This window comes from Phreatobacter sp., from assembly GCF_016793595.1.
Taxonomy (GTDB): domain Bacteria; phylum Pseudomonadota; class Alphaproteobacteria; order Rhizobiales; family Phreatobacteraceae; genus Phreatobacter.
The window spans coordinates 358,081-382,413 of sequence record NZ_JAEULY010000009.1; the positions used below are offsets into that span (position 1 = coordinate 358,081).

A 24,333-nucleotide genomic window follows, 5' to 3' on the forward strand; every position below is an offset into this window, starting at 1 on the left:
AGGGTTCCGCATTCATGCTCGCCTCATCCCTTCCCGCCATTCTCGCCGCTGCCGCCTTCGGCTACCTGCTCGGCTCGGTCCCCTTCGGCCTGGTGCTGACGCGCGCCGCCGGCATGGGCGACATCCGTTCCATCGGCTCCGGCAATATCGGCGCGACCAACGTCCTGCGCACCGGCAACAAGGGGCTCGCCGCGGCGACACTGCTGCTCGACGGACTGAAGGGCACGGTCGCGGTCCTGGTCGCGGCCCGCTTCGGATGGGATCTCGGCGTCATCGCGGGCGTCGCCGCCTTCCTCGGCCACGTCTTCCCGGTCTGGCTCGGCTTCAAGGGCGGCAAGGGTGTCGCCACCTTCCTCGGCGTGCTGCTGGCGCTGCACTGGCCGGCCTTCATCGCGTTCGCCCTCGTCTGGCTCGCGATGGCCTATGCGTTCCGCTATTCGTCGCTCGCGGCCCTCACGGCCAGCCTCGCCGTGCCTGTCGTCGTGCTGGCCATGGGCCAGCCCCGGCTGCTGGTGCTCGCGGTCGCGGCCATGGTGATCCTCGTCTTCCTCAAACACCACCAGAACATCGCCAAGCTCCTTGCCGGCACCGAGAGCCGGATCGGCGAGAAGTCGGCGCCGCCGCCCGCATGAATGCCGGGGGCGACGATCTTTTCGCTCGCCCCGTAGCGGCGATCCGCCTGACGGATCGCCAGCGCCTCGACTGGCTGCGCCTCGCCCGCTCCGAGAATGTCGGGCCACGCACCTTCCGCGAACTCCTGAACATGTTCGGCAGTGCCTCCGCGGCGCTCGACGCCCTGCCCGACCTGTCGCGGCGCGGCGGCGGGCGCACGATCCGCATTGCCAGCCAGGCGGACGCCGAGCGGGAAATGATGGTGGCGTCCCACCATGACGTTCGCTTCGTCGCGCTGGGCGAGCCTGACTATCCCGACCGCTTGCGCCGCATCGCCTCCGCCCCGCCGCTCCTTGCCCTGAAGGGCGGCAGCGCCTGTTTCGAGCGCCCCATGATCGGCCTCGTCGGCTCGCGCAACGCCTCGCTCGCAGGACTCAAGATGGCGGCGATCCTGGCACAGGGGCTCGGAGAGGCCGGCTTCACGACCGTCTCGGGGCTGGCCCGTGGCATCGACGCAGCCGCTCACAAGGCTTCGCTCGCGACCGGCACTGTCGCCGTTCTGGCCGGCGGACAGGACAGAATCTACCCACCCGAGCACGCCCCGCTTGCTGATGACATCGTCCGGGCGGGCGCCGTGATCAGCGAAATGCCCATGGGCCATGAACCCCGCGCCCGCGACTTCCCGCGCCGCAACCGCCTGATCGCGGGTCTCTCGCTCGGCGTGGTGGTGGTCGAGGCGGCCGACCGCTCGGGATCACTGATCACCGCCCGCATGGCGCTGGAGGAAAACCGCGAGGTCTTCGCCGTGCCGGGCTCGCCGCTCGATCCGCGCGCCGCCGGCACGAACCGCCTCATCAAGCATGGCGCCGTGCTGGTCACCGAGGTGGAGGACATCCTCGCGGTGCTTCAGCCGATCCTCGGCCACGGCGTCGCGGAGCCGGCACCCGATGAGGGCGCCCCGCTCACGCCTGCCGATCCCGGCGAGACTGCCCGCGACAGACTCGCGATGCTGCTCGGGCCGGTGCCGGCGGCAGTCGATGACCTCGTGCGCGCCTCCGGCCTGCCGGTCGCCGCCGTACGGGTGCTGCTTCTTGAGCTGGAGCTTGCCGGCCGGCTTCATCGCGATGCAGCAGGGCGGGTGTCGCTGGCCTGATCGCCGCCCTGGCTCTCGCTCTCTGGCGCCCGTCGCGCCTCGAGGAACGCGTGCTGCTGCTCCGCCTCCAGCCGAACCATGTCCAACAGATAGTAGAGCGCGCGCAGATCGGCGGTGCGCGCGAGATTGGCAAGCTCCGTTGCGAGGTTGCCGATATAGGCCGCAAGGTCTGCCCTGTCCGGTGCTGCCAACGCGGCCGCCCGCGCCGCGGCGGGCAGTGGCTTGCCCGCCACACGCGGCACGGGCCGCTGATGACTTGCAGGCATGCTCCCTCCCGGCCTCTTGGCGACGCGCGTATCGCCAAGTCCAGAAGTCTTTTGCAATCCTGGATATAAGTCAATATAAAATACAATTATAACGCGCAGATACCGAGCTATTTGACTTGGGGCGGCCTTGTGCCCATGTTCCCGCCGACTTTCGGCACCGCATCATCGGTTTGCCGTGGATTTTCAGGGGCACAAGCGCGTGGGCGTGAATGTCGTCATCGTCGAATCGCCGGCCAAGGCGAAGACGATCAACAAATATCTTGGCTCTGACTATGAGGTCATCGCCTCGTTCGGCCATGTCCGCGACCTGCCGCCCAAGGACGGCTCGGTCGACCCGGACGCCGATTTCGCGATGGTCTGGGAGGCGGACGGGCGCGGCGCCAAGCGCATCACGGAGATCGCCAAGGCGGTCAAGGGTGCCGACAAGCTGATCCTCGCCACCGACCCCGACCGCGAGGGCGAAGCCATTTCCTGGCACCTCCTTGAGGCGCTGCGCGACAAGCGCGTGCTGAAGGACATGCCGGTGGAGCGTGTTACCTTCAACGCGATCACCAAGCAGGCCGTGCAGGACGCGATGGCCGCTCCGCGCGCCATCGACGACGCGCTGGTCGAGGCCTATCTCGCCCGCCGCGCGCTCGACTATCTCGTCGGTTTCCGTCTCTCCCCCGTGCTCTGGCGCAAACTGCCGGGCGCCCGCTCCGCCGGCCGCGTGCAGTCCGTGGCGCTGCGCCTCGTCTGCGAGCGCGAAGCGGAGATCGAGCGGTTCAGGAAACGGGAGTACTGGTCGCTGGTGGCGACCCTCGCGACCCCGCGCAACGAGAGCTTCGAGGCGCGGCTCGTCGGCGCCGATGGCAAGAAGATCCAGCGGCTCGACGTCGGCACCGAGGATGAGGCGCGCGCCTTCGAGAAGGCGTTGAACGAGGCGCATTTCGCGGTGTCCGAGGTCGAGGCGAAGCCGGCCCGCCGCCACCCCTACGCGCCTTTCACGACCTCGACGCTCCAGCAGGAGGCGAGCCGCAAGCTCGGCTTCGCACCGAACCGCACCATGCAGGTCGCCCAGCGCCTCTATGAAGGCGCGGACATCGGCGGCGAGACGGTCGGCCTCATCACCTATATGCGAACCGACGGCGTCGATGTCGCACCGGAGGCGATCGCTGGCATCCGCGATCTGATCGGCAAGGATTTCGGCGCCCGCTACCTGCCGGGAGCGCCGCGCAAGTACACATCCAAGCAGAAGAACGCGCAGGAGGCCCACGAGGCCATCCGCCCGACCGATGTGCGCCGCCATCCGCGCGATGTCGCCAAATTCCTCGAACCCGAACAGGCCCGTCTCTACGAGCTGATCTGGAAGCGCACCGTCGCCTCTCAGATGGAGAGCGCCGAGCTTGAGCGCACCACGGTCGACATCCTCGCGACCGTCGGCGGCCTCGGCTCGTCCCTCGGCCGCAAGCTGGAGCTGCGCGCGACCGGCCAGGTTGTGAAATTCGACGGCTTCCTCACTCTCTACACCGAGGATCGCGACGACGAGAGCGAGGACGAGGACGCCAAGCGCCTGCCCGCCATGACGGTGGGCGAGAAGCTGGCCAAGCAGGCGATTGCCGCCAGCCAGCACTTCACCGAACCACCGCCGCGCTATTCCGAAGCGAGCCTCGTCAAGCGCATGGAAGAGCTCGGCATCGGCCGTCCCTCGACCTACGCCGCGACGCTGCAGACGCTGCAGGACCGCGAATATGTCCGCATCGACAAGAAGCGGCTCGTTCCGGAGGACAAGGGCCGCCTGGTCACGGCCTTCCTCGAGAACTTCTTCGCCCGCTATGTCGAGTACGGCTTCACCGCCGCGCTGGAGGAGAAGCTCGATCTCGTCTCCAACAGCGAGCTGGACTGGAAGGCGCTGCTGCGCGACTTCTGGCGCGATTTCGCCGCCGCCATCGACGAGACCAAGGAACTGCGCGTCTCCGACGTGCTCTCCGCGCTTAACGACAGCCTCGGGCCCCACATCTTCCCGGACAGGGCCGACGGCTCGAACCCGCGCATCTGTCCGACCTGCGGCACGGGCGCGCTGTCGCTGAAGCTCGGCAAGTTCGGCGCCTTCATCGGCTGCTCGAACTATCCGGAATGCCGCTACACCCGCCAGCTGTCGGCACCCGCCGACGGCACTGGCGACGGCCCTGCCGGCGCGTCTGCCGATGGCACCCGCCGCCTCGGCGAGGACCCGCAGACCGGCCTCGAAGTCACCGTCCGCGACGGCCGCTTCGGCCCCTATGTGCAGCTTGGCGAGGGCGACAAGCCCAAACGCTCGTCGCTGCCCAAGGGCATGACGCCGGCGGGTCTCGACCTCGAACGGGCGCTGGCGCTGCTGGAATTGCCAAAAGAGGTGGCGAAGCACCCGGAAAGCGGCGAGCCGATCCTTGTCGGCATCGGGCGCTATGGCCCCTATGTCCAGCACGGCCGCACCTATGCCAATCTGGAGAAGGACGACGACGTGCTGGCGATCGGCGCCAACCGCGCCATCGATCTGGTCGTGGCCAAGGAATCCGGCGCGAAGGCGCGCTTTGGCCGCGGCGGGGCTGCCCCTGCTGGCCGCTCGCTCGGAGAGCATCCGACCCTCGGCGGGCCGGTCACCGTCATGGCCGGACGCTACGGTCCCTATGTGAAGCACGGTTCGGTCAATGCGACCCTGCCCAAGGGCAAGAACCCGGATGACCTGACCATGGACGAGGCGGTTCCGCTGCTGGCGGCCCGCGCCGAGGTCAGCGGCAAGGGCAAGAAGCCGGCGCGCGCCAAGGCGACCGCGGAAAAGCCGGCCAAGGCAAAGGCGGCCGCAAAGCCGAAGGCCAAGACCGCGAAAGCCAAGGCGGCCAAAGCCACTCCGAAGGACTGAGGCGGCCCTGCCGCCTTGGTCGTTTCGCTCGCATCCCCGATACGATAGCCTTCAGGCCTCGCCGGCTTTCCGCGCGGCGCGTGATCCGGATTCGCATTGCCCCGCAAGCCGAAATTCTCCAAGGACGATCCCGACAGCCCCTCGCGCCTGCCGAGCCGCGAGGATGTGCTAGCCTTCATCGCCAGCCAGCCGGGGCGCGTCGGCAAGCGCGAGATCGCCCGTCATTTCGGCCTGCATGGCGCCGACAAGCAGGCCCTGAAGGCGCTTCTGCGCGACGCGGTGGACGAAGGGCTCGTCACCAAGGGCCGCGGCAAGGTGGCCAAGCACGGCGCCCTGCCGCCGGTGCTCGTGGTCGATATCGTCAGCCGTGACGCCGACGGCGACCTCGTCGCCTCACCCTCCGAATGGGACGAGGAGGAGCAAGGCGCGGCTCCCGACATCCTGATCGCCCTGCCCCGCCGTCCGCGCCCCGGCGATCCCGTTCCCGGCCTCGGCGACCGCGCGCTGGTGCGGATTGCCGATGGCGGCTCGGCGGGGGATGATCCTCGTCCCGTCGCGCGGGTGATGAAGATCCTCGACCGCGGCCGCTCGCGCACCATCGGCGTGTTCCGCGCCGTGCCCGGCCATGGCGGGCGGCTGATCCCCATCGATAAGAAGAATGTCGGCCGCGAACTCATTATTCCCGACGAGGCCTCGGGCGAGGCGAAGGACGGCGATCTTGTCGCCGTCGACATTGTCCGCACCTCGCGCTTCGGTCCGCCGGTCGCCAAGGTCCGCGAGCGGCTCGGCAACCTGAAATCGGAGAAGGCGATCTCGCTCATCGCCCTCGAGGTTCACGGCATTCCTCATGTCTTTCGTGCCGACACGCTGGCGGAGGCAGAGCGCGCGGAACCTGTCAGCCTCGGCAAGCGCGAGGACTGGCGCAAGTTGCCTCTGGTCACCATCGACCCGGCCGACGCCAAGGACCATGATGACGCGGTCCACGCAGAGCCGGACCCCTCGCCCGACAATCCCGGCGGCTTCATCCTGACCATCGCCATTGCCGATGTCGCCGCCTATGTGCGGCCAGGAACCGCGCTCGACCGCGAGGCGGCGATCCGCGGCAACTCCGTCTATTTCCCGGACCGCGTCGTCCCGATGCTGCCCGAGCGCATCTCCAACGACCTCTGCTCGCTGAAGGCTCGCGAGGACCGGCCGGCCATGGCCTGCCGGGTGGTGATCCGCGCCGACGGGCGACGCAAGTCGCATTCCTTCCATCGCATTCTGATGCGGTCGGAGGCAAAGCTCGCCTATCAGCAGGCTCAAGGAGCCATTGACGGCCATACGGACGAGATCACGGAAGGCATCGTCGAGCCGATCCTGAAGCCTCTTTGGGAAGCCTATGCGGCGCTGAAGCGGGCGCGCGACGACCGCGAGCCGCTCGATCTCGATTTGCCCGAGCGCAAGATCCTCCTCAAGCCTGACGGCATGGTCGACCGCGTGGTGGTGCCCCGGCGCCTCGATGCCCACCGGCTGATCGAGGAGATGATGATCCTCGCCAATGTGTGCGCCGCCGAGACGCTGGAGAAGCACCGCACGCCCTGCATGTATCGCATCCATGACGCGCCGAGCATGGAGAAGCTGCTGACCCTGAAGGAGTTCCTGAAGACGATGGACATCGCGCTGCCCAAGGCGGCGCTGCTGCGTCCCACGAACTTCAACCAGATCCTCGCGCGCGCGAAAGGCACCGATTCGACCGAGCTGGTCAGCCAGGTCGTGCTGCGCTCGCAGAGCCAGGCCGAGTACTCGCCGGAAAATATCGGCCATTTCGGCCTGAACCTGCGCCGTTATGCGCATTTCACCTCGCCGATCCGCCGCTACGCTGACCTCATCGTCCATCGCGGCCTGATCCGCGCGCTCGGCCTCGGAAACGACGGCCTGCCGGACGGACAGGCGGCCTCCCTCGCCGAGATCGCGGCCGAGATATCGGCGGCCGAGCGGCGCGCCATGGCCGCCGAGCGCGAAACCATCGACCGGTTGATCGCGGCCCATCTCGCCGACCGTGTCGGCGACATTTTCGGCGCCCGCATCTCGGGAATGACCCGCTCCGGCCTGTTCGTGAAGCTGGACGACACGGGCGCGGACGGCTTTGTGCCGGCCTCCACCATCGGCGGCGACTATTTCCGCTACGAGGAGGGCCTGCAGGCGCTCGTCGGCACCCGCACCGGCGAGACATACCGGCTCGGCGACACGGTGACGGTCAAACTGGTCGAGGCCGCGCCGGTCGCCGGAGCCCTGCGTTTCGAACTGATGAGCGATGGCCGCGCCGGGGTTGCGCGACAGGGGCGCGAGGGGCAAATACGCCGCAGCAGGCGCGACGACGGCTTTTCTGACGGGCGGCGCGCGCGGCCGGGTGACCGGCCGTCCAAACCACCGTGGAAAAAGAAGGGCCGCAAGAAATGAGCGTCCAGATTCTGCATGGCCAACCGATCGAGCAACCGGCGGAGCAGCCGGCCCGCGATCTCTGGCAAGCCGTCCGGCGCGGCATGATGTGCCGCTGCCCGGCCTGCGGTCAGGGCCACCTTTTCACCTCCTACCTGAAGGTCGCGCCCGCCTGCGACCATTGTGGCGAAGTGCTGTCCCATCACCGCGCGGACGACGCGCCGCCCTATCTGACGATCATGGTCGTCGGCCACATCGTCGTGCCCATGCTGATGTGGCTGGAGCTGCGCTATCAGCCGGAATTGTGGATCCACTTCGTTCTCTGGCTGCCGCTGACCCTCATCATGTCGCTGGCCATGCTCCCGCCGATCAAGGGAGCCGTCGTCGGCTATCAATGGGCCCTGCGCATGCACGGCTTCGATGAGCACAGCGCCGAAGCCGACGAAGACCGCAAGCTCGCCAACCCCGCCAAGGCAGTTATTCCCGCATGAGCGACAAGGGTGTCGCGCTCGCCGAGCGCCTGACCAAGACCGAACGCGAGCAGCGCTGGGCCAACCAGAAGCCGGTCGATGCCGCGACCCTCATCCTCATCGACCGGACGGCGAGCAAGCCGAAGGTGCTGATGGGCAAGCGCCGCGACGACCTCAAATTCATGCCCGGCAAGTTCGTCTTCCCCGGCGGCCGACGCGATCCCGACGACCGCGCCATGCCGGTCTATGGCACGCTCGACGATCGGGCGCAGGCCCGGCTCATGGCACGCGTCCAGCGCCCCTCCATGTCGCGGGCCCGCTCGCTGGCGCTCACGGCCATCCGCGAGACCTGCGAGGAAACCGGCCTGCTGCTCGGCACCCGCGACGCCGGCAAGCCGGAATCCGTGCCGAAGGGTTGGGAGGCTTTCGCCGAACATGGCGTCTTCCCCGATCTCGAATCGCTCCACTTCGTCGCCCGCGCGATCACCCCGCCGCGACGGCCCAAGCGGTTCGACACACGCTTCTTCGCTTGCGACGCCGACAAGATCGTCCACCGGCTTGAAGGCGTGGTCGGTCCGCATGCGGAGCTGACCGAGCTGAAATGGCTGACCCTCGAGGAAGCCCTCAAGGAAGATCTCCCGACCATCACGACGGTGGTGCTGGAGGAACTGGGCGAGCGTATCGCCAAGGGGTTCTCGCCGCTGCTGCCGGTGCCGTTCTATTTCATGGTTCGCAAGGAATTCCGGCGCGAGCTGATCGACTAGATTACCGCGAATTCATTTGAGCCCGTCCCGGCTCCCCTCCTAACTAATGCGTCAGAATGACGCGTTCTGCGCGAGGGGGAGCCGATGTGGAAGCCGTGGCTGTTGAGGCTCCATCGCTGGGTGACGCTGGTTTTCGCCGTCCCGCTGGCAGTGATCGTGCTCAGCGGTCTCGTTCTGTCGTTCGAACCGGTTGCTCAGATCGCTTCCAGCGCCCCTGGTTCGCTCACCCTCGCAATGGTCGAGAATGTGCTTGCCCGCCATGATCCCGAGGGTAAGGCCCGCGCGCTCGCATTCCGCAGCTACGAGAACCGCCTGTCCATCGGCGGCGTGCGACCGGACGACACGATTGATGTCGATATCCGCACAGGCGCGGAGCTGACCGAGGACGGCGCGGCCTCCAACCTGTTCTATTATTCCCGCGTCCTGCACGAGACGCTGATGCTGGACCTCGGCTGGCTGGTCCATATCTCGACCATGGCCATGCTGCTGCTGGTCGTGCTCGGCATTGCCATGGGATGGCCGCGTCTGGCCAACTCCCTGTCGGGCTGGCACAAGGCGACAGCCTGGTTTCTGCTGCCGCTGCTGGTGCTCTCGCCATTGACGGGCCTGTTCCTCGCATGGGGCATCAGTTTCGCGGGCACTACGGCCAGCCGGGCGGAGCCGCTCGCCGTCGCCGAAGCCGTCCGCGTCATCGGGACGCAGCACGACCTCTCGAATCTCGTCTGGCTACGTGGGCGTGGCGGGCGGCTGCTCGCACGCCTCATCGTCAATGGCGAGTACCGCGTTCATGCCGTCACACGCTCGGGTCTTGAGCCGGCATCGCGCAACTGGCCGCGCCTGCTGCATGAAGGGAATTTCGCGGGCGTCTGGTCAGGGCTGATGAACGTGGTCATTTCCATCGCCTTCGTCGCGCTGATGACGACGGGCCTGCTCATCTGGGCGCGGCGGCGCTTCCGAAGGCGGCCGCAGCGGACGCGGACGCAACAGACCACCGGACCCATGGCCGCCTGATCGTCCGCCTGACAGACCTGCCGTCGTCCGCCTTGTCATGATGACGTCGCCGCGCCATGTGAGGCGGCCTCATGACCGCATCAATCTCGCCTGCCGAAGCCTTCTCCCGCGACCGCGTCGTCTCCATCGCCGCAGCCATCGCATGCATCGTGGCGGTGGGCATCGGCCTGTCGCTGTCGATTCCGCTCCTGTCCTTCGCACTCGACGCCAAGGGCGCGTCGCGAACGCTGATCGGGATCAACACCGCCATGGGCGGCATCGCGACAGTCGCCTGCGCTCCGTTCATTTCCGGCTGGGCGCGCCGCTTCGGTATGCAGGCCGTGCTCAGCGCGGCGATCGCGCTCGGCGTGGTGTCGTTGCTGGCCTTCCAGGTGGCGGAGCCGATCTGGCTCTGGTTCCCCCTGCGCTTCATCCTCGGCGCGGCCCTGGCCGTGCTCTTCGTCCTATCGGAATACTGGATCAACGCCGCCGCACCTGAAGGCCGCCGCGGCCTGGTGCTGGGGGCCTATGCGACCGCGCTCTCCGTCGGCTTCGCCACCGGCCCGCAGGTCCTGGCGCTGGTCGGGACGTCGGGGCCGCTGCCCTATTTCACCGGCGCCGCCCTGTTCGCACTGGCGGCATTGCCCGTCCTGTTCGCCGGCGGCAGGGCTCCGGCCATCGAGGACCATCCCTCGACCGGCGTCATGAGCTTCCTGTGGGCGGCGCCCGCGGGCACGCTCGCCGCCCTCGCCTTCGGCGCGGCCGAAACGGGCGCCATCGCACTGCTGCCGCTCTACGGCATGGCGATCGGTCTCGACGCCATGGGCGCGGTGTCGCTCATCTCGGCCTTCGTTCTCGGCAACGTGCTGTTCCAGATCCCCATCGGCCTCGTCGCCGACCGCGTCGACCGCCGATGGGTCCTGCTGTGCTGCGCGACGATCGGCGCGGTCGGCATGGCCGCCATGGCGTTGCTGCCGCTGTCGAAGGTCGGGCTGATGGCGCTCCTGTTCCTGTGGGGCGGCATCGTCACTGGGCTTTACACGGTTGGCCTCGCGCATCTCGGTAGCCGGTTCCGCGGCGCGGACCTCGCCCAGGCCAACGCCGCCTTCGTCGTGATGTATTCGATCGGCCTGATCGTCGGCCCGCCAATGGCGGGCGCCGGCATGGATCTCTGGCCGCCGCACGGCATGCCCGCGACGCTCGCGGTGCTGTTCCTCGCCTATCTCGCCGTGGTGCTCGGCCGGATGATCGTGCTGCGCAAGCCGGTGTGAAGCGTCACTCCACAGTTACGCTCTTGGCGAGATTGCGCGGCTGGTCGACATCCGTGCCCATCTCCACCGCCGTGTGATAGGCGAGCAACTGGATCGGCACCGAATAGACCAGCGGCGCGATGGTCGCGGGCACGTCCGGCACGACAATGGTCGCGACCGTCTCGACTTCCGCGTGCTCGGCGCCCTTCTCGTCGGTAATGAGAATGATCTGGCCGCCGCGCGCCGCCACTTCCTGCATGTTCGAGACGGTCTTCTCGTAGACCTTGTCGTGCGGCGCGATGACCACGACCGGCATGGTCTCGTCGATCAGCGCGATGGGCCCGTGTTTCAGCTCGCCCGCCGCATAACCTTCGGCGTGGATGTAGGAGAGTTCCTTCAACTTCAGCGCGCCTTCGAGCGCGATGGGATAGGATGTGCCGCGGCCGAGATAGAGCACGTCGCGCGCCTTCGACAGCGCCTTGGCGATGCCGGAAATGTGCTCCTCCAGCTTCAGCGCCTCGTTCATGTAGCGCGGCGCCTCCATCATGGCGCGCACCAGCTTGTCCTCCTCGTCGGGCTTGACGAAGCCGCGCGCCTTGCCGGCGGCAATGGCGAGCGAGGCGAGCACCGCGAGCTGGCAGGTGAAGGCCTTGGTGGAGGCGACGCCGATCTCCGGCCCGCCCAGCGTCGGCATGACGATGTGGCTCTCGCGGGCGATGGTCGAAGTCGGCACGTTGACCACCGCCAGCACGTGCTGGCCGTTTTCCTTGGCGTAGCGCAGCGATGCCAGGGTGTCGGCGGTCTCGCCGGACTGCGAGACCACGATCATCAGGCCGCCCGGCACCATCGGCGTCTCGCGGTAGCGGAACTCCGAGGCGATATCGATGTCGACCTGGATGCGCGCGAAACGCTCGAACCAGTATTTGGCGGTGAGCCCGGCGAGATAGGCCGTGCCGCAGGCGGCAATCGAGATGCGCGGCAGCGCCGACCAGTCGAACGGCAGGTCGGCGGGCAGGCGCACCTTGCCGCTGGCCATGTCGAGGTAATGCGCCGTGGTGCGCGCCACGACCTCGGGCTGCTCGTAGATTTCCTTGAGCATGAAATGCTTGTGGTTGCCCTTGTCGACCAGGAAGGCCGTCGCTGAGGAGCGGATCACCGGCCGCTGCACCACATGACCCATCTCGTCGCGAATCTCGACGGAAGTGCGGTCGAGGATCGCCCAGTCGCCCTCTTCGAGATAGGCCACGGCGGAGGTGAAGGGCGCCAGCGCGATGGCGTCGGAGCCGAGATACATCTCGCCCTCGCCATAGCCGACCGCCAGCGGCGAGCCCTTGCGGGCGCCGATCAGCAGGTTCTCGTTACCCTCGAAGACGAAGGCGAGCGCAAAGGCTCCGCGCAGGCGCGGCAGCACCGCTCCCACGGCATCGGCCGGACTCTTGCCCGACTTCATCTCGTGCCCGACCAGATGCGCCACCGTCTCGGTATCGGTCTGGGTGGAGAAGACCACGCCTTTGGCTTCCAGCTCCTGCCGAAGCTCGCGGAAATTCTCGATGATGCCGTTATGGACCACCGCCACGCCTTCCGAGGCGTGGGGATGGGCATTGGTCTCGGTCGGGGCGCCATGGGTCGCCCAGCGGGTGTGTCCAATGCCGATGGTTCCTGCCAGCGGCGCCTTGGCGAGGGCCGCCTCCAGGTTGCGCAGCTTGCCCTCCGCGCGCCGGCGCGTGAGCACGCCACCCTCGAGCGTGGCGACGCCCGCCGAGTCGTAGCCGCGATATTCGAGCCGCTTCAGGCTGTCGACGAGCTGGCCCGCGACGGGCTCCTTGCCGAGGATGCCGATGATCCCGCACATGCGCTTTGGCTCCAATCCGCCCCGAATCCGCTTGGGTAATAAGCGATCCAGCGTCAAAGGGGGTTTAACGGCGGGCAGATGCCGCCGGGAAATGAAATGCTGTGACGATATGAGACAGGCCGGTTGCAGCGGCGCGCAAGGGCCGATCGAAGGATGAATACCCCGCACGAGGCATTGCGGAAATCTCAGGCCTTCCCGGCGGCTTCCTTCGCCTTGCGCTCCGCCCGCCGCACCTTGTTGGAGCGGATCTTCTCCGCACCCCGGCCCGGCAGCGCCGCCTGTCGCGGCCGGCCGAAGGCGAGCGCGCCGTCCGCGACGTCCTGCGTGATCGTGGAGCCGGCCGCGACCAGCACCTCGTCGCCGATGGTCAGCGGCGCGACCAGCGTCGAGTTCGAGCCGACGAAGACGTCGCGGCCGATGACGGTCGGGTTCTTGTCCGCGCCGTCGAAATTGCAGGTGATGGTGCCCGCGCCGATATTGGTCCCCGCCCCGACGGTGGCGTCGCCGAGATAGGCGAGATGATTGGCTTCCGCCTTGGCGCCCATCGAGGTCCGATTCACCTCGACGAAATTGCCGATATGCACGCCCTCCCCGATCCGGCTCTTCGGGCGGATGCGGGCGAAGGGTCCGACCGTTGCGGCCTTCGCGATATGGCAGCCGGCGAGATGCGAATAGGCGCGGATGGTGACCTCGTCCTCGACGGTAACGCCGGTGCCGACGACAATGTGCGGCTCGAGCACCACGTCCCGCCCGAATGCCGTGTCGAAGGCGAGGAACACCGTTTCGGGCGCGGCCATGGTCACGCCGGCGCGCATCGCGGCGTCGCGCAGGCGCACCTGCATGATCGTTTCCGCCGCCGCCAGCTGCACACGGTCGTTAACGCCGTGGACGTCCTCCTCCGCCGCGGTGACGAAGGCGGCGCGCAGGCCCATGTTCCGGGCGATCGCCACGGCGTCGGTGAGGTAATACTCGCCCTTGGCATTGGCATTACCGATCCATTTCAGGATCTCGACGGCATAGGCGCCCGAAAGCGCCATCAGCCCGCCATTGCACAGCGTGATGGCGCGCTGCTCCTCGCTCGCCTCGCGTTCCTCGACGATGGCGAGCAGCGCGCCGCCCTCCACCACCAGCCGGCCATAGCCGAAGGGATCGGCCGCCTCGAATCCGAGCGCCACCACAGCCGCACCCTCGGCAAGGCCGGCGCGAAGCTTTGCGAAGGTATCGGCTGTCACCAGCGGCGTATCACCGAACGCAACGATCACGTCATCGAACCCGCGCGCCAGCACCTCCTCGGCATGCAGCACCGCATGGGCGGTACCGAGCCGTTCGGACTGCACATGCACCGAGGCGTCGGGAACCAGCCGCCGCGCCTCGGCGGCGACATCCTCGCGACCTGGCCCGACGACGACAGCCGCCGCCGTGCCGCCCGCGTCGGAAACCGCCCGGAGGACGTGGCCGAGCATGGAGAGGCCCGCGACCTCGTGGAGGACCTTGGGCTTGGCGGACTTCATCCGCGTGCCCTCGCCCGCCGCGAGCACGATGGAAAGGCAGGTGCGTTCGGTCATGGACGAATCCGATTCGGAGGCCGCTGGATTGTGGGCTCAGGCGATGCCCTTCGCCAGACGGTCGAAGGCGACGAGGGTCTTGAGCAGACCCTCCATCTCCCTCAGCGGCACCATGTTCGGCCCATCGGACGGCGCCTTGTCCGGGTCCGGATGCGTCTCGATGAACAGGCCGGCGACGCCGACCGCCACCGCCGCGCGCGCGAGAATCGGCACATATTCGCGCTGGCCGCCCGAGGACGAGCCCTTGCCGCCCGGCTGCTGCACCGAATGGGTGGCGTCGAAGATCACCGGCGCGCCGGTCGTCTCGGCCATGATCGGCAGCGCCCGCATATCGGAGACCAGCGTGTTGTAGCCGAAGGACGCGCCGCGCTCAGTCACCATGACGTTGGGATTGCCGGCCTCCGTCACCTTGGCGGCGACATTCGCCATGTCCCACGGCGCGAGGAACTGGCCCTTCTTGACATTCACTGCCCGACCGGTCTTCGCAGCTGCGACCAGAAGGTCGGTCTGGCGGCACAGGAAGGCCGGAATCTGCAGGATATCGACCACCTCGGCGACCGGCGCGCACTGCTCGATCTCGTGGATGTCGGTGACGACCGGCAGGCCGAGCGTCTCCTTCACCTCGGCAAAGATCGGCATGGCCGCCTTCAGGCCGATGCCGCGCGAGGACTTTCCGGACGTGCGGTTGGCCTTGTCGAAGGACGACTTGTAGACAAGCCCGATACCGGTCCTCTGCGTGATTTCCTTGAGCGCCGAGGCCACCTCCAGCGCGTGCGCGCGGCTCTCCATGGCGCAGGGGCCGGCGATCAGGGCCAGCGGCAGGCGATTGCCGAAGCTGACGCCACCGACGGAAACGGTGGCCTGTTCAAGGGCTGCAATCACGGCTGTCGATCTCCTGCCGGCCCGGCGGGCGGCTCCGGAAACGGGCCTTCTGGCAGACCCGCCCCTTGCGATCAACCCGAGATGGGGCTTGGGGCCGCTGCGATCAACCGACGATGGCGTGCGGCACGAAACAGGAGCGATTGCCGGTCACAAGCCCCTTGTCCTCGCGGATTCCAATGCCGGCGGGCTCGGTATCGACGATCCAGGAGCCGATCACCGGCCGCATCCCCTCGAAGACCGCATCCGGCGCCACGGCCTGAACGACACGCGGCAGGGTGTCGTAGGGCCCCTCCGGCGCCGCGACAGTGACGCCGCCCTTGCGGATTTCGACATTGGCGCCCTCGCGCGAGAAGATGGGCTTGGCGACATAGTCCCTGCCCAGATTCCGCGCCGCCGGATCGTCCTCGTAATAGGATTCCAGGAGGTTTGGATGGTTTGGCGCGAGCTTCCAGAGCTCCGGCAGCAGCGCCTTGGTCGATAGCAGCATCTTCCACGGCGGCTCGATCCAGATGGTCGAGGCGTTCGGCAGAGCCTCGCCGAACTGTTCGGCCAGCAGCCATTCCCATGGGTAGAGTTTGAAGATCGCGTGGATCGTCCGGTTCTTCTCGTCCACGAAGCGGCCGTTGCCGTCGAGGCCGATATCCGAAATGTCGAGCAGTTCGACCGGCTGGCCGGCCTCCTGCGCGAGCTCCGCGAGATATTCCACGGTCTTGCGGTCCTCGGTCTCGGCCGAGAAGGCGGTCAGATACATGGTGCCTTGCCGCTTCATCGCGGCGAAGCGCGCGATCAGCTTGTCGTGCAGGCTGTTGAACTGGTCGGCGCCTTCAGGCAGCGCGCCGGCCTTGATCCGGTCCTCCAGCCAGTACCACTGGAACACCGCCGCCTCGTAGAGCGCGGTCGGCGTGTCCGCGTTGAATTCCAGCAGCTTCGCCGGCCCGCCCGCGCCATAGACGAAGTCGAAACGGCCGTAGAGGCTGGGGTCCGAGCGATCCCAGCTCTCGGCGATCCATTCCCAATGGGTTTCCGGAATGCCCAACCGCTTCAGATACGCTCCGTCCCGGATCGCCTTGCCGACGAACTCGCCGCAGAGGCCGACCATTTCGCTGGTCGCGGCCTCGAGGTCGTCCTCGATCTCGCGCAGCGTGAACGTGTAGGCGGCGCGCTCGTCCCAGTAGCGCTGCCCATCCGGATGGGCATAGTCGAAGCCGAATTCGGTCGCGAGGTCGCGCCAGTTCGGTCGCTCGGCCATGGCGATGCGCTGCATGTCAGCCGCCTCCCGAGAAGCCGCGGGAGGTCGATCCGAAGCCGCTGCGGGTCACCGATGAGGAGCCCGAGCTGACGCCGGCCGACGACGAGCCCCCCGACGAACCACCGCCCCAGTAGAAACTCGAGGATGACGACCGGCTCGACGACGAGCGCGTGCAGGAATTGGGCGTGAAGGCTGCCCCGCCCATCGTCTGGTAGGTGCCGCCCGGCAGGGAGCGCAACGGCTGCGGTACCCAGGCCGAACTGCTGCTGGTCCGCGTGAGCCCGATCGCCTGTGGCCCGCTCGCAAAGGCGGCGGTGCAGGCCGCCACTGTGCCACCAAGCGCCTGACACTGGGCCGCCGTGGTCGCGATCTGCTGGCTGGCGCAGGGTCGCCCGCCAAGGCCGAAGCCGTTGGTGGCGGCGAACGTGCCCGTGCCGAGCAGCGCCATGGCGCCGATACCGACGGGCGAGAGGAGCAGCGAGCGCTTGCGTTCCGGTTCCAGGCCGGGCGACGGGTTGTCGGTCATGGCACCTTCCTCAGGTCGTCATCGACGCGGCCGCGAGCTGGCCGGCGGAGATGGAGAGAGCCGCGAAGATGAGGGCGGTGGCGATCTCGCCGTTCTCGATCCGCCGGTTCAGGTCGCGCATCGGCAGCTTGATCAGGAGATAGACGCCGATCTGCACCACCAGCGACACCATCGCCCAGAGGGCGTTGTCGACGATCGACTCGGAATATTCGACGGAAGCCGCGAGCGGCAGGGAGAAGCCGAGCACGCTGCCGCCAAGCGCGATGGCCGCCGCGACATTGCCCTGTTTCAGCAATGCCAGCTCGTCATGGCGAGTGACGGCTGTATAGATGGCGAGGTAGGCGACGAGATAGCCGATGGCGAGAATAAAATGAGCCATAAAGGCAGGAAAACCGGACAGATAATCGGCAATGTTCATCGATTTCCCCTTGGGTAGGAAGGCACTCGATGCTAGCCCGGGCCCGCGTCAGCCGCCACCACGCGGGCCGAAGATCGGCACGACGGTTTCGGGTGGCCCTCGCCTGACGCAGAAACCCTGGGCGCGCGGCGCGAAGCCTGTCGCGCCAATGCTTCGCTGGCATGTCACGAACCGATCCTCGCATTGCTCGCGGGTGTTGTGGACCGGCCCGGAGCGCGCGAGCGCGGCATCTGCCTGACGCAGTAGGTCAGCACAGACGCCAGCAGTTCGCCCGCCGGCCGCGCAGGCCTCGACGGAGCGATAGACCGGCGCATCGCCGCATTCGCCGCCTGACATCCAGAGATAGGCCATGAGGCCGGCCGCCCCGACGATCGCCACGGCGACGACGGCCGCGCCGGCGCGCATCAGACGAGCCGCGACTGCACCTTGGCCGCCTCGATGAACGAGCGGAACAGCGGGTGCGGGTCGAAGGGCCGGCTCTTCAATTCCGGATGGTACTGCACGCCGATGAACCAGGGATGGTCCGGATATTCGATCGTTTCGGGCAGAACGCCGTCCGGCGACAGCCCGGTGAAGACGAGGCCGTTGTCCTCCAGCCGCTTGCGATAGTCGAGATTGACCTCGTAGCGGTGCCGGTGGCGCTCGGAAATGACGTCGGAGCGGTAGATCGACGCGATCTTCGAATCCGGCTTCAGATGCGCCGTGTAGGCGCCGAGGCGCATGGTGCCGCCGAGATCGCTGCCCGAGGTGCGCTTCTGGAGCTCATTGCCCTTCAGCCACTCGGTGAGCAGACCGACGACCGGCTCCGCGGTCGGGCCGAACTCGGTGGAATTGGCGTTGCCGACGCCGGCGAGGTTCCGCGCCGCCTCGATCACCGCCATCTGCATGCCGAAGCAGATGCCGAAATAGGGCACCTTGCGCTCGCGGGCAAAGCGCGCCGCGCGAATCTTGCCCTCGGCGCCGCGCTGGCCGAAGCCGCCGGGCACCAGAATGCCGTGCACGTCCTGAAGGTAGGGCGACGGGTCCTCGTGCTCGAAGACCTCGCTCTCGATCCATTCGAGATTGACCTTGACTCGATTGGCCATGCCGCCATGCGCCAGCGCCTCGATCAGCGACTTGTACGCGTCCTTCAGGCCCGTGTACTTGCCGATGATGGCAATGTTGACCTCGCCCTCGGGGTTGTGAACCCGCGAGGAGACGTCGGCCCACCGGCGCATGTCGGGCTCGCCCTTGGCCTCGATGCCGAACGAGCGCAGGACCTCGGTGTCGAGCCCGGCCTTATGGTAGGCGAGCGGCACGTCATAGATGGAGGCGGCGTCGCGCGCCTCGACCACGGCTGATGGCTTGACGTTGCAGAACAGCGCCAACTTCTTGCGCTCGCCCTCGGGGATCGGCCGGTCGCAGCGGCAGAGCAGGATGTCAGGCGCAATGCCGATGGAACGCAGCTCCTGAACGGAATGCTGGGTCGGCTTGGTCTTGAGCTCACCTGCCGAAGCGATGAACGGCAGCAGCGTCAGGTGGACGAAGATGCTGTCGCCCTCGGGCAGTTCGTTCGAGAGCTGGCGGATCGCCTCGAAGAACGGCAGGCCCTCGATATCGCCGACCGTGCCGCCGATCTCGACCAGCACGAAGTCGATGCCCTCGTTGCCGGTGCGCACGAAGTCCTTGATCGCGTCGGTGACGTGCGGAATGACCTGGATGGTCGCGCCGAGATAGTCGCCGCGCCGCTCCTTGGCGATGATGTCCTGGTAGATGCGGCCTGTGGTGATGTTGTCCTGCCGCGTCGCCGGCCGGCCGGTGAAGCGCTCGTAATGACCGAGGTCGAGGTCGGTTTCAGCGCCGTCGTCGGTCACGAAGACCTCGCCGTGCTGCGTCGGGCTCATCGTGCCCGGATCGACATTGAGATAGGGATCGAGCTTGCGCAGCCGGACCGTGTATCCACGCGCCTGCAACAGCGCGCCGAGCGCCGCTGAAGCCAGACCTTTACCGAGGGACGAGACCACGCCGCCGGTGATGAAAATATACCGCGTCATGGGGCCTCCTCTTTAAAGCGCCACGGCCGATTCGGGTAGCAAGGCAAGCGCGTGGCTGCCCTTTCTCCCGGACAAAAGAGAAGGGCCGGTCGCCCGGCCCTGGTGCGATGCGTCATGCGCTCGTCGCCCGGTTCGAGCAACGGCCGGGCGGGAGGAAAAACCTCCCGTCCCCAGATTACTGCTGCGGCGCGGGCGCCGGCGGCTGCGAGCCACCAGCCGGAGCCGCCGGGGGCTGCGACATGCCGCGCAGGCCTTCGAGCATGCCGGTGCCACCCTGCCCGCCCGACTGCGGCACCTGCGGAGCGCCCGGCACGGCCGGAGCCGTGGGCGTTGCCGGCGCCGCCGGAGCGGACGTTGCCGGCCGGTCGAGCAGCGAGCGGGACGAACGTCCCTGCGTCGCCAGCAGGGCCAGCACGATCGAGGTGAAGAAGAACGCGGCCGCGAGAATGGCCGTCGCGCGCGTCAGCACGTTGGCCGTGCCGCGCGACGACATGAAATTGCCGCCCCCGCCCATGCCGAGGCCGCCGCCTTCGGAGCGCTGGAGGAGCACCACGACGATCAGCGCGAGCACGATCATCAGGTGGATGACGAGAACAACCGACTGCATGGCCGCGAAACGGTCCTGTCGTTGAAAGATGCGGGTCTCTACACGATCGGTTCCGGCTTGCCTACCCCGCCGCAACCAGCCAGCGCCCCATATAGGAAGCCTTTGGGCTCTAGCCAGCCTCGCCCGGCTCCGTCGGCGCCCCGCCGCCCCTGATTCCAGGCGCGAGTTGCCAGAAGATCCAGGCCGACGCGCAGGTAATGAGGCCGATGCACAGGAAGGTTGCGCGGAAGGCTGCCAGCGCCTCGACAGGCGTCGCCCGGCCGAAATAGCTGGAGAAGGCCGCTAGCAGCGCCCCGGCCACGGTGACGCCGAGGCTCATCGACAGCATCTGGACCATCGAGAACAGGCTGTTGCCGCTGCCCGCGCCCGCAGCATCGAGATCGCGCAGGGTCACCGTGTTCATGGCGGTGAACTGGATCGAGTTAGCGCCACCATAGAGCCCGAGTTGGATCAGCATGGCCCAGAGCGGCAGGCTCGGCGAAGCCGAGAAGCTGGCCATCAGGCTGCCGACGAGGATCGTGTTGCACACCAGCACCCGCCGGTAGCCGTGACGCGCGATCAAGGCAGGCACGATGCGCTTGGCGGTCATCGCCATGGCAGCCACGGGCAGCATCATCATGCCCGCCTCCATCGGCGTGCGGCCGAGGCCGATCTGCAGCAGCAGCGGCAACAGGAAGGGCATGGCGCCCGAGCCGATCCGCGCGAACAGGTTGCCGAGCAGGCCGACCGTATAGGTGTGGATGCGGAACAGGCTGAGCGGGAACAGCGGGTCCGGCCGCCTCTGGGCATGCAGGCCATAGGCGATGATCAGCGCGAAGGAGAAGACCAGCAGAACCAGCACGGTCGCCCGCTCCATGCCGAGTTCGGCGACGCCGTCGAGCGAGAAGGACAACGCCACCATGCCAACCGACAGCATCAGATAGCCGACCATGTCGAAACGGCCGGCGGAGACGGCGCGGTTGTCCGGCATGTAGAGCCAGGTCATCGCGGCCCCGACGATGCCGACCGGCACGTTGATCAGGAAGATCCAGTGCCAGGACGCCGCCTGCACCATCCAGCCGCCGAGCGTCGGGCCGATCAGCGGGCCGATCAGGCCGGGAATGGCGACGAAGCTCATGGCCGCGAGAAACTGGTCGCGCGGCACGTTGCGGAGAACGACGAGACGGCCGACCGGAAGGAGCATGGCCCCGCCGGCCCCCTGCACCACCCGTGCCGCGACAAGCTGCATCAGCGTCTGCGAACTCGCGCAGGCGAGCGAGCCGGCGACAAACAGTACGATCGCGCCAAGGAAGACCTTACGCGTGCCGAAACGGTCGGCGAGCCAGCCCGAAGCTGGAATCAGCATGGCCATGGTGAGCGAATAGGCGATCACCACGGAGTGCATGTTGAGCGGGCTCTCGCCCAGCGAGCGCGCCATCGACGGCAGGGCCGTGTTGACGATGGTCGAGTCCAGTGTCTGCATGAAGAAGCCGACCGCGACGATCCAGAGCAGGATCTTCAGGCGGGCCGGCTCCATCGCGCTGCCCCCTACCGGTAAGCCGCGGCGATGGCGAGGAAATCGGCTGCCTTGAGGCTGGCGCCACCGACCAGCGCACCATCGACATTGGGCACGGCCATGAGTTCCCTGGCATTGGCCGGCTTCACCGACCCGCCGTAGAGGATGCGGATGCCCGCGGCCTGCTTGCCGTGACGGCCGGTCAGCTTCTTGCGGATCAGGGCATGGACCTCGGCGACATCCGCGGTCGTCGGTGTCAGGCCGGTGCCGATCGCCCAGACCGGCTCATAGGCGACGATGACGGTCGCGGGCGTCGCGCCCTCCGGCACCGAGCGGGCGACCTGCCGGCCAACCACGGCGAGGGTCTTGCCGGCCGCGCGCTCCTCGCGCGTCTCGCCGACGCAGACGATGGCCGCGAGCCCTGCCCGGATCGCCGCGCGGGCCTTGGCCTCGACGACGGCGTCCGTCTCCTTGAAATACTGCCGGCGCTCGGAATGCCCGACGATCACCGCGCCAGCGCCCGAATCCGCGACCATTTCAGCCGAAACCTCGCCGGTGAAGGCGCCCGAGATCTCCGCGTGGCAGTCCTGCGCTCCGATGCCGATGCGCGTGCCGATGGCAGCGGCGGCGGCAAGGAAGACCAGCGGCGCGGGCGGGCAGATCATCAGATCGACATTGGCCCTGAGCGCGGCGTCGTAGCCTTCGGCCATCAGGCCCAGTTCCTTGAGCGCTGCGCGCGTTCCGTTCATCTTCCAGTTGCCGGCGACGAGGGGGCGGACGCTCATTCGGTTCCTCCATGGACGGGTCGGCGGCTGACTAGCAGAACCCTCCCTTCAGCGCCACCTTCGGGGCTCCGGACAGCGATATCCCGCCTGCTTGCCCCGCTAGGGGCCGGTCACTATGCTCCGCCGACTTTTTCAAACCCTTTCGCAGTGCACGGTCCAGACCGGGCGCCGCCTTCCGGAGAATCGACCGGCATGCTGACCGGCCTTCGCAACACCTTCGCCAAGGGCATCATGCGCGGCGTGCTGATCGCGCTCATGGGCCTGCTCGTCGCGAGCTTCGCGGTCTGGGGCATCGGCGACATCTTCCGGGGCGGCACCTCCACCACCCTCGCCCAGGTCGGCAGCACGCAAATTTCGGTGCAGAGCTTCCAGACGGCCTATAACCGCGAGGTGCAGAACCTCGGCCGCATGCTCGGCCGTGGCGTGACACCCGACCAGGCGCGCCAATTCGGCATCGACCAGCGCATTCTCGGCCAGCTCCTCACCGACGCGACGCTGGACGAGCGCGGCCGCCAGCTCGGCCTTGGCATCGACGACGACACGATCCGCACGCGCATCATGTCGACGCCCTCCTTCCGCGGCCCGACCGGCCAGTTCGACCGCACCGCCTTCCAGGAACTGCTGCGTCAGAACGGCTATACCGAACCGGTCTATATCGAGCTCGAGCGCCGCCTCGCGGTGCGCCAGCAGATCGCTGGCGCTGTGTCCGACCGCATGTCGACGCCGCAGGCGCTCATCGACGCCATGACGCGGTTCCAGAACGAGACCCGCGCGGCGCAATATTTCGTCGTCGGCTCGGCGCAGGTCGGCGACATCGCCGCTCCGGATGCCGCCGCCCTGCAGGCCTATTTCGACGCCAACAAGGCTGCCTTCCGCGCGCCCGAATACCGCAAGCTGGTGCTGCTCACGCTCTCGCCCGACGAGCAGGTCGGCTTCCAGCAGGTGCCGCCCGAGCAGGTCGAGGCCGAGCTTTCGCGCCTGCGTGAGACCTCGGAGCGCCGCACCATCCAGCAGATCAGCTTCCCGAACGCCGAGGACGCCGCCGCCGCCGCCGCCAAGATCAAGGAAGGCCTGTCCTTCGACGATCTCGCCAAGGAACGGAGCATCGCACCCGCCGACCTCGCCATCGGCCACCTCGCGCGCGCGCAGGTCACCGACCCGGCCGTGCGCGATGCCGCTTTCTCCCTCGCCGAAAACGTCGTCAGCGAACCGGTGCGCGGTGCTTTCGGCACGGTTCTCCTGCGCGTGACGAAGATCGATCCGTTCAACGTCGAACAGGCGCGCGAACAGGCTCGCCTGACCCTTGCCCGCAACATGGCGCGCGGCGCGGTCAACGACCTCCATGACAAGATCGAGCGCGAGCGCTCGTCCGGCCTGCCGCTCGCCGACATCGCAGCCAAGGTCGGCCTGTCGGTCACCACGGTCGATGCCGTCGATGCCCAGGGCAACGATCCCGCCGGCGTCCAGCTCAACCTTGTGGGCGCGAGCGATTTCCTCGCGCCCGCCTTCCGCGCCGAGGTCGGCCTGGAGAATGAGCCGGCCAACAACCGTCAGTCCGGGCTCTGGGTCTGGTACGAGGTCGCCGGCATCACGCCGGCCCGCGACCGCGCGCTCGATGAGGTCAAGGACCGCGTCGAGGCCCGCTGGCGCGAGGACGAGGTGCGCCAGCGCATCGGCAAGCTGGCCGATGAGATCACCGCCGAGATCGCCGGCGGCAAGCCGGTCGCGGAAGTGGCGCAGGCGAGATCGCTGGAGGTCCGGACGACGCCCGCCCTGCCGCGCAGCGGCACCGACGGCCCCTGGGGCGCGGCCGCCGTGCAGCGGCTGTTCTCGACGCCGAAGGGCCAGGCGGCCAATGCGCCGGCCGCCGACGGCATAGACCGTCTGGTCTTCGTCACCGGCGATATCGTGCTTCCCGCCAATGCCGCGCTCGACCAGCGCACGCGCGACCAGCTGCAACAGTCGATCGAGGACGACGTCCTCACGCAGTATATCAGCCGGCTCCAGCGTGATTTCGGCTCCACAGTCAACCAGACCCAGCTCACCCGCGCCATTGGCGGAACGGCGCAATAGGCCCGCGACCAGCAATCGAGGGCCATGCCTATGAGGATGTC

Annotated in this window: 21 protein-coding genes; 9 read left to right on the top strand and 12 right to left on the bottom strand. The window is 67.8% G+C overall.

What is annotated here, in order from left to right:
• Positions 1-14 precede the first annotated feature (14 nt).
• Both plsY and dprA read left to right on the top strand, forming a co-directional pair.
• Positions 15-632 (top strand): glycerol-3-phosphate 1-O-acyltransferase PlsY, encoded by a 618-nt coding sequence (plsY, locus tag JNK84_RS12755; protein WP_293424621.1) that lies wholly within the window; start codon positions 15-17, stop codon positions 630-632.
• Positions 629-1,765 (top strand): DNA-processing protein DprA, encoded by a 1,137-nt coding sequence (gene dprA, locus JNK84_RS12760; RefSeq protein WP_293424623.1) that lies wholly within the window; start codon positions 629-631, stop codon positions 1,763-1,765. The genes plsY and dprA overlap by 4 nt, the downstream gene beginning before the upstream one ends.
• Here the strand turns inward: dprA and JNK84_RS12765 are convergent.
• Positions 1,729-2,031, bottom strand: coding sequence for a hypothetical protein (locus tag JNK84_RS12765; RefSeq protein ID WP_293424625.1), 303 nt, complete (start codon positions 2,029-2,031; stop codon positions 1,729-1,731). The two genes, dprA and JNK84_RS12765, sit on opposite strands and share 37 nt — an antisense overlap.
• A 205-nt stretch (positions 2,032-2,236) precedes the next feature.
• Here JNK84_RS12765 and topA point away from each other — a divergent pair, with 205 nt between their 5' ends.
• From topA to JNK84_RS12795, 6 genes are all read left to right on the top strand, one after another.
• Positions 2,237-4,912, top strand: a complete 2,676-nt coding sequence (gene topA / locus JNK84_RS12770) for a type I DNA topoisomerase (protein ID WP_293424945.1) — start codon at positions 2,237-2,239, stop codon at positions 4,910-4,912.
• A gap of 96 nt (positions 4,913-5,008) precedes the next feature.
• Complete coding sequence (gene rnr / locus JNK84_RS12775; RefSeq protein ID WP_441343238.1) at positions 5,009-7,354, top strand: ribonuclease R; 2,346 nt, start codon at positions 5,009-5,011, stop codon at positions 7,352-7,354.
• A complete protein-coding gene (locus JNK84_RS12780; RefSeq protein ID WP_367272334.1) occupies positions 7,327-7,824 on the top strand; it encodes a DUF983 domain-containing protein in 498 nt (165 codons plus the stop codon). Before rnr ends, JNK84_RS12780 begins: the two co-directional genes overlap by 28 nt.
• Positions 7,821-8,567: an NUDIX hydrolase gene (locus tag JNK84_RS12785; protein WP_293424627.1), complete on the top strand. Its 747-nt coding sequence runs from the start codon at positions 7,821-7,823 to the stop codon at positions 8,565-8,567. The genes JNK84_RS12780 and JNK84_RS12785 overlap by 4 nt, the downstream gene beginning before the upstream one ends.
• A gap of 84 nt (positions 8,568-8,651) precedes the next feature.
• A complete protein-coding gene (locus JNK84_RS12790) occupies positions 8,652-9,578 on the top strand; it encodes a PepSY-associated TM helix domain-containing protein (RefSeq protein WP_293424629.1) in 927 nt (308 codons plus the stop codon).
• A gap of 71 nt (positions 9,579-9,649) precedes the next feature.
• Positions 9,650-10,828, top strand: coding sequence for an MFS transporter (locus JNK84_RS12795; protein WP_293424631.1), 1,179 nt, complete (start codon positions 9,650-9,652; stop codon positions 10,826-10,828).
• 4 nt (positions 10,829-10,832) lie between these two features.
• Here the strand turns inward: JNK84_RS12795 and glmS are convergent, their stop codons facing one another.
• From glmS to tpiA, 11 genes are all read right to left on the bottom strand, one after another.
• Positions 10,833-12,659, bottom strand: a complete 1,827-nt coding sequence (gene glmS, locus JNK84_RS12800; RefSeq protein ID WP_293424633.1) for a glutamine--fructose-6-phosphate transaminase (isomerizing) — start codon at positions 12,657-12,659, stop codon at positions 10,833-10,835.
• Between the two features lie 185 nt (positions 12,660-12,844).
• Complete coding sequence (gene glmU / locus JNK84_RS12805; RefSeq protein ID WP_293424635.1) at positions 12,845-14,224, bottom strand: bifunctional UDP-N-acetylglucosamine diphosphorylase/glucosamine-1-phosphate N-acetyltransferase GlmU; 1,380 nt, start codon at positions 14,222-14,224, stop codon at positions 12,845-12,847.
• A gap of 36 nt (positions 14,225-14,260) precedes the next feature.
• On the bottom strand, positions 14,261-15,106 hold the full coding sequence (gene kdsA, locus JNK84_RS12810) for a 3-deoxy-8-phosphooctulonate synthase (RefSeq protein ID WP_293424637.1): 846 nt from the start codon (positions 15,104-15,106) through the stop codon (positions 14,261-14,263).
• 103 nt (positions 15,107-15,209) lie between these two features.
• Positions 15,210-16,370 (bottom strand): glutathionylspermidine synthase family protein, encoded by a 1,161-nt coding sequence (locus JNK84_RS12815; RefSeq protein WP_293424639.1) that lies wholly within the window; start codon positions 16,368-16,370, stop codon positions 15,210-15,212.
• 1 nt (position 16,371) lies between these two features.
• The gene (locus JNK84_RS12820; RefSeq protein WP_293424641.1) at positions 16,372-16,881 is read right to left on the bottom strand and encodes a hypothetical protein; all 510 of its coding nucleotides are present in this window, start codon (positions 16,879-16,881) and stop codon (positions 16,372-16,374) included.
• A 10-nt stretch (positions 16,882-16,891) separates the two neighbouring features.
• Positions 16,892-17,299 (bottom strand): DUF350 domain-containing protein, encoded by a 408-nt coding sequence (locus JNK84_RS12825; protein ID WP_293424643.1) that lies wholly within the window; start codon positions 17,297-17,299, stop codon positions 16,892-16,894.
• A gap of 48 nt (positions 17,300-17,347) precedes the next feature.
• Positions 17,348-17,704, bottom strand: coding sequence for a DUF1190 domain-containing protein (locus JNK84_RS12830; RefSeq protein ID WP_293424645.1), 357 nt, complete (start codon positions 17,702-17,704; stop codon positions 17,348-17,350).
• A complete protein-coding gene (locus JNK84_RS12835; protein WP_293424647.1) occupies positions 17,704-19,332 on the bottom strand; it encodes a CTP synthase in 1,629 nt (542 codons plus the stop codon). Before JNK84_RS12835 ends, JNK84_RS12830 begins: the two co-directional genes overlap by 1 nt.
• Positions 19,333-19,507: 175 nt before the next feature.
• Positions 19,508-19,939, bottom strand: coding sequence for a preprotein translocase subunit SecG (secG, locus tag JNK84_RS12840; protein ID WP_293424649.1), 432 nt, complete (start codon positions 19,937-19,939; stop codon positions 19,508-19,510).
• Between the two features lie 109 nt (positions 19,940-20,048).
• Positions 20,049-21,455 carry a multidrug transporter subunit MdtD gene (gene mdtD, locus JNK84_RS12845; RefSeq protein ID WP_293424651.1) on the bottom strand — a complete coding sequence of 469 codons (1,407 nt, stop codon included), beginning with the start codon at positions 21,453-21,455 and terminating at the stop codon, positions 20,049-20,051.
• Between the two features lie 11 nt (positions 21,456-21,466).
• Positions 21,467-22,219, bottom strand: a complete 753-nt coding sequence (tpiA, locus tag JNK84_RS12850; protein ID WP_293424653.1) for a triose-phosphate isomerase — start codon at positions 22,217-22,219, stop codon at positions 21,467-21,469.
• A gap of 192 nt (positions 22,220-22,411) precedes the next feature.
• On the opposite strand from tpiA, the gene JNK84_RS12855 reads away from it, so the two are divergent.
• Complete coding sequence (locus JNK84_RS12855) at positions 22,412-24,292, top strand: peptidylprolyl isomerase (RefSeq protein WP_293424655.1); 1,881 nt, start codon at positions 22,412-22,414, stop codon at positions 24,290-24,292.
• The last annotated feature ends 41 nt before the right edge of the window (positions 24,293-24,333 follow it).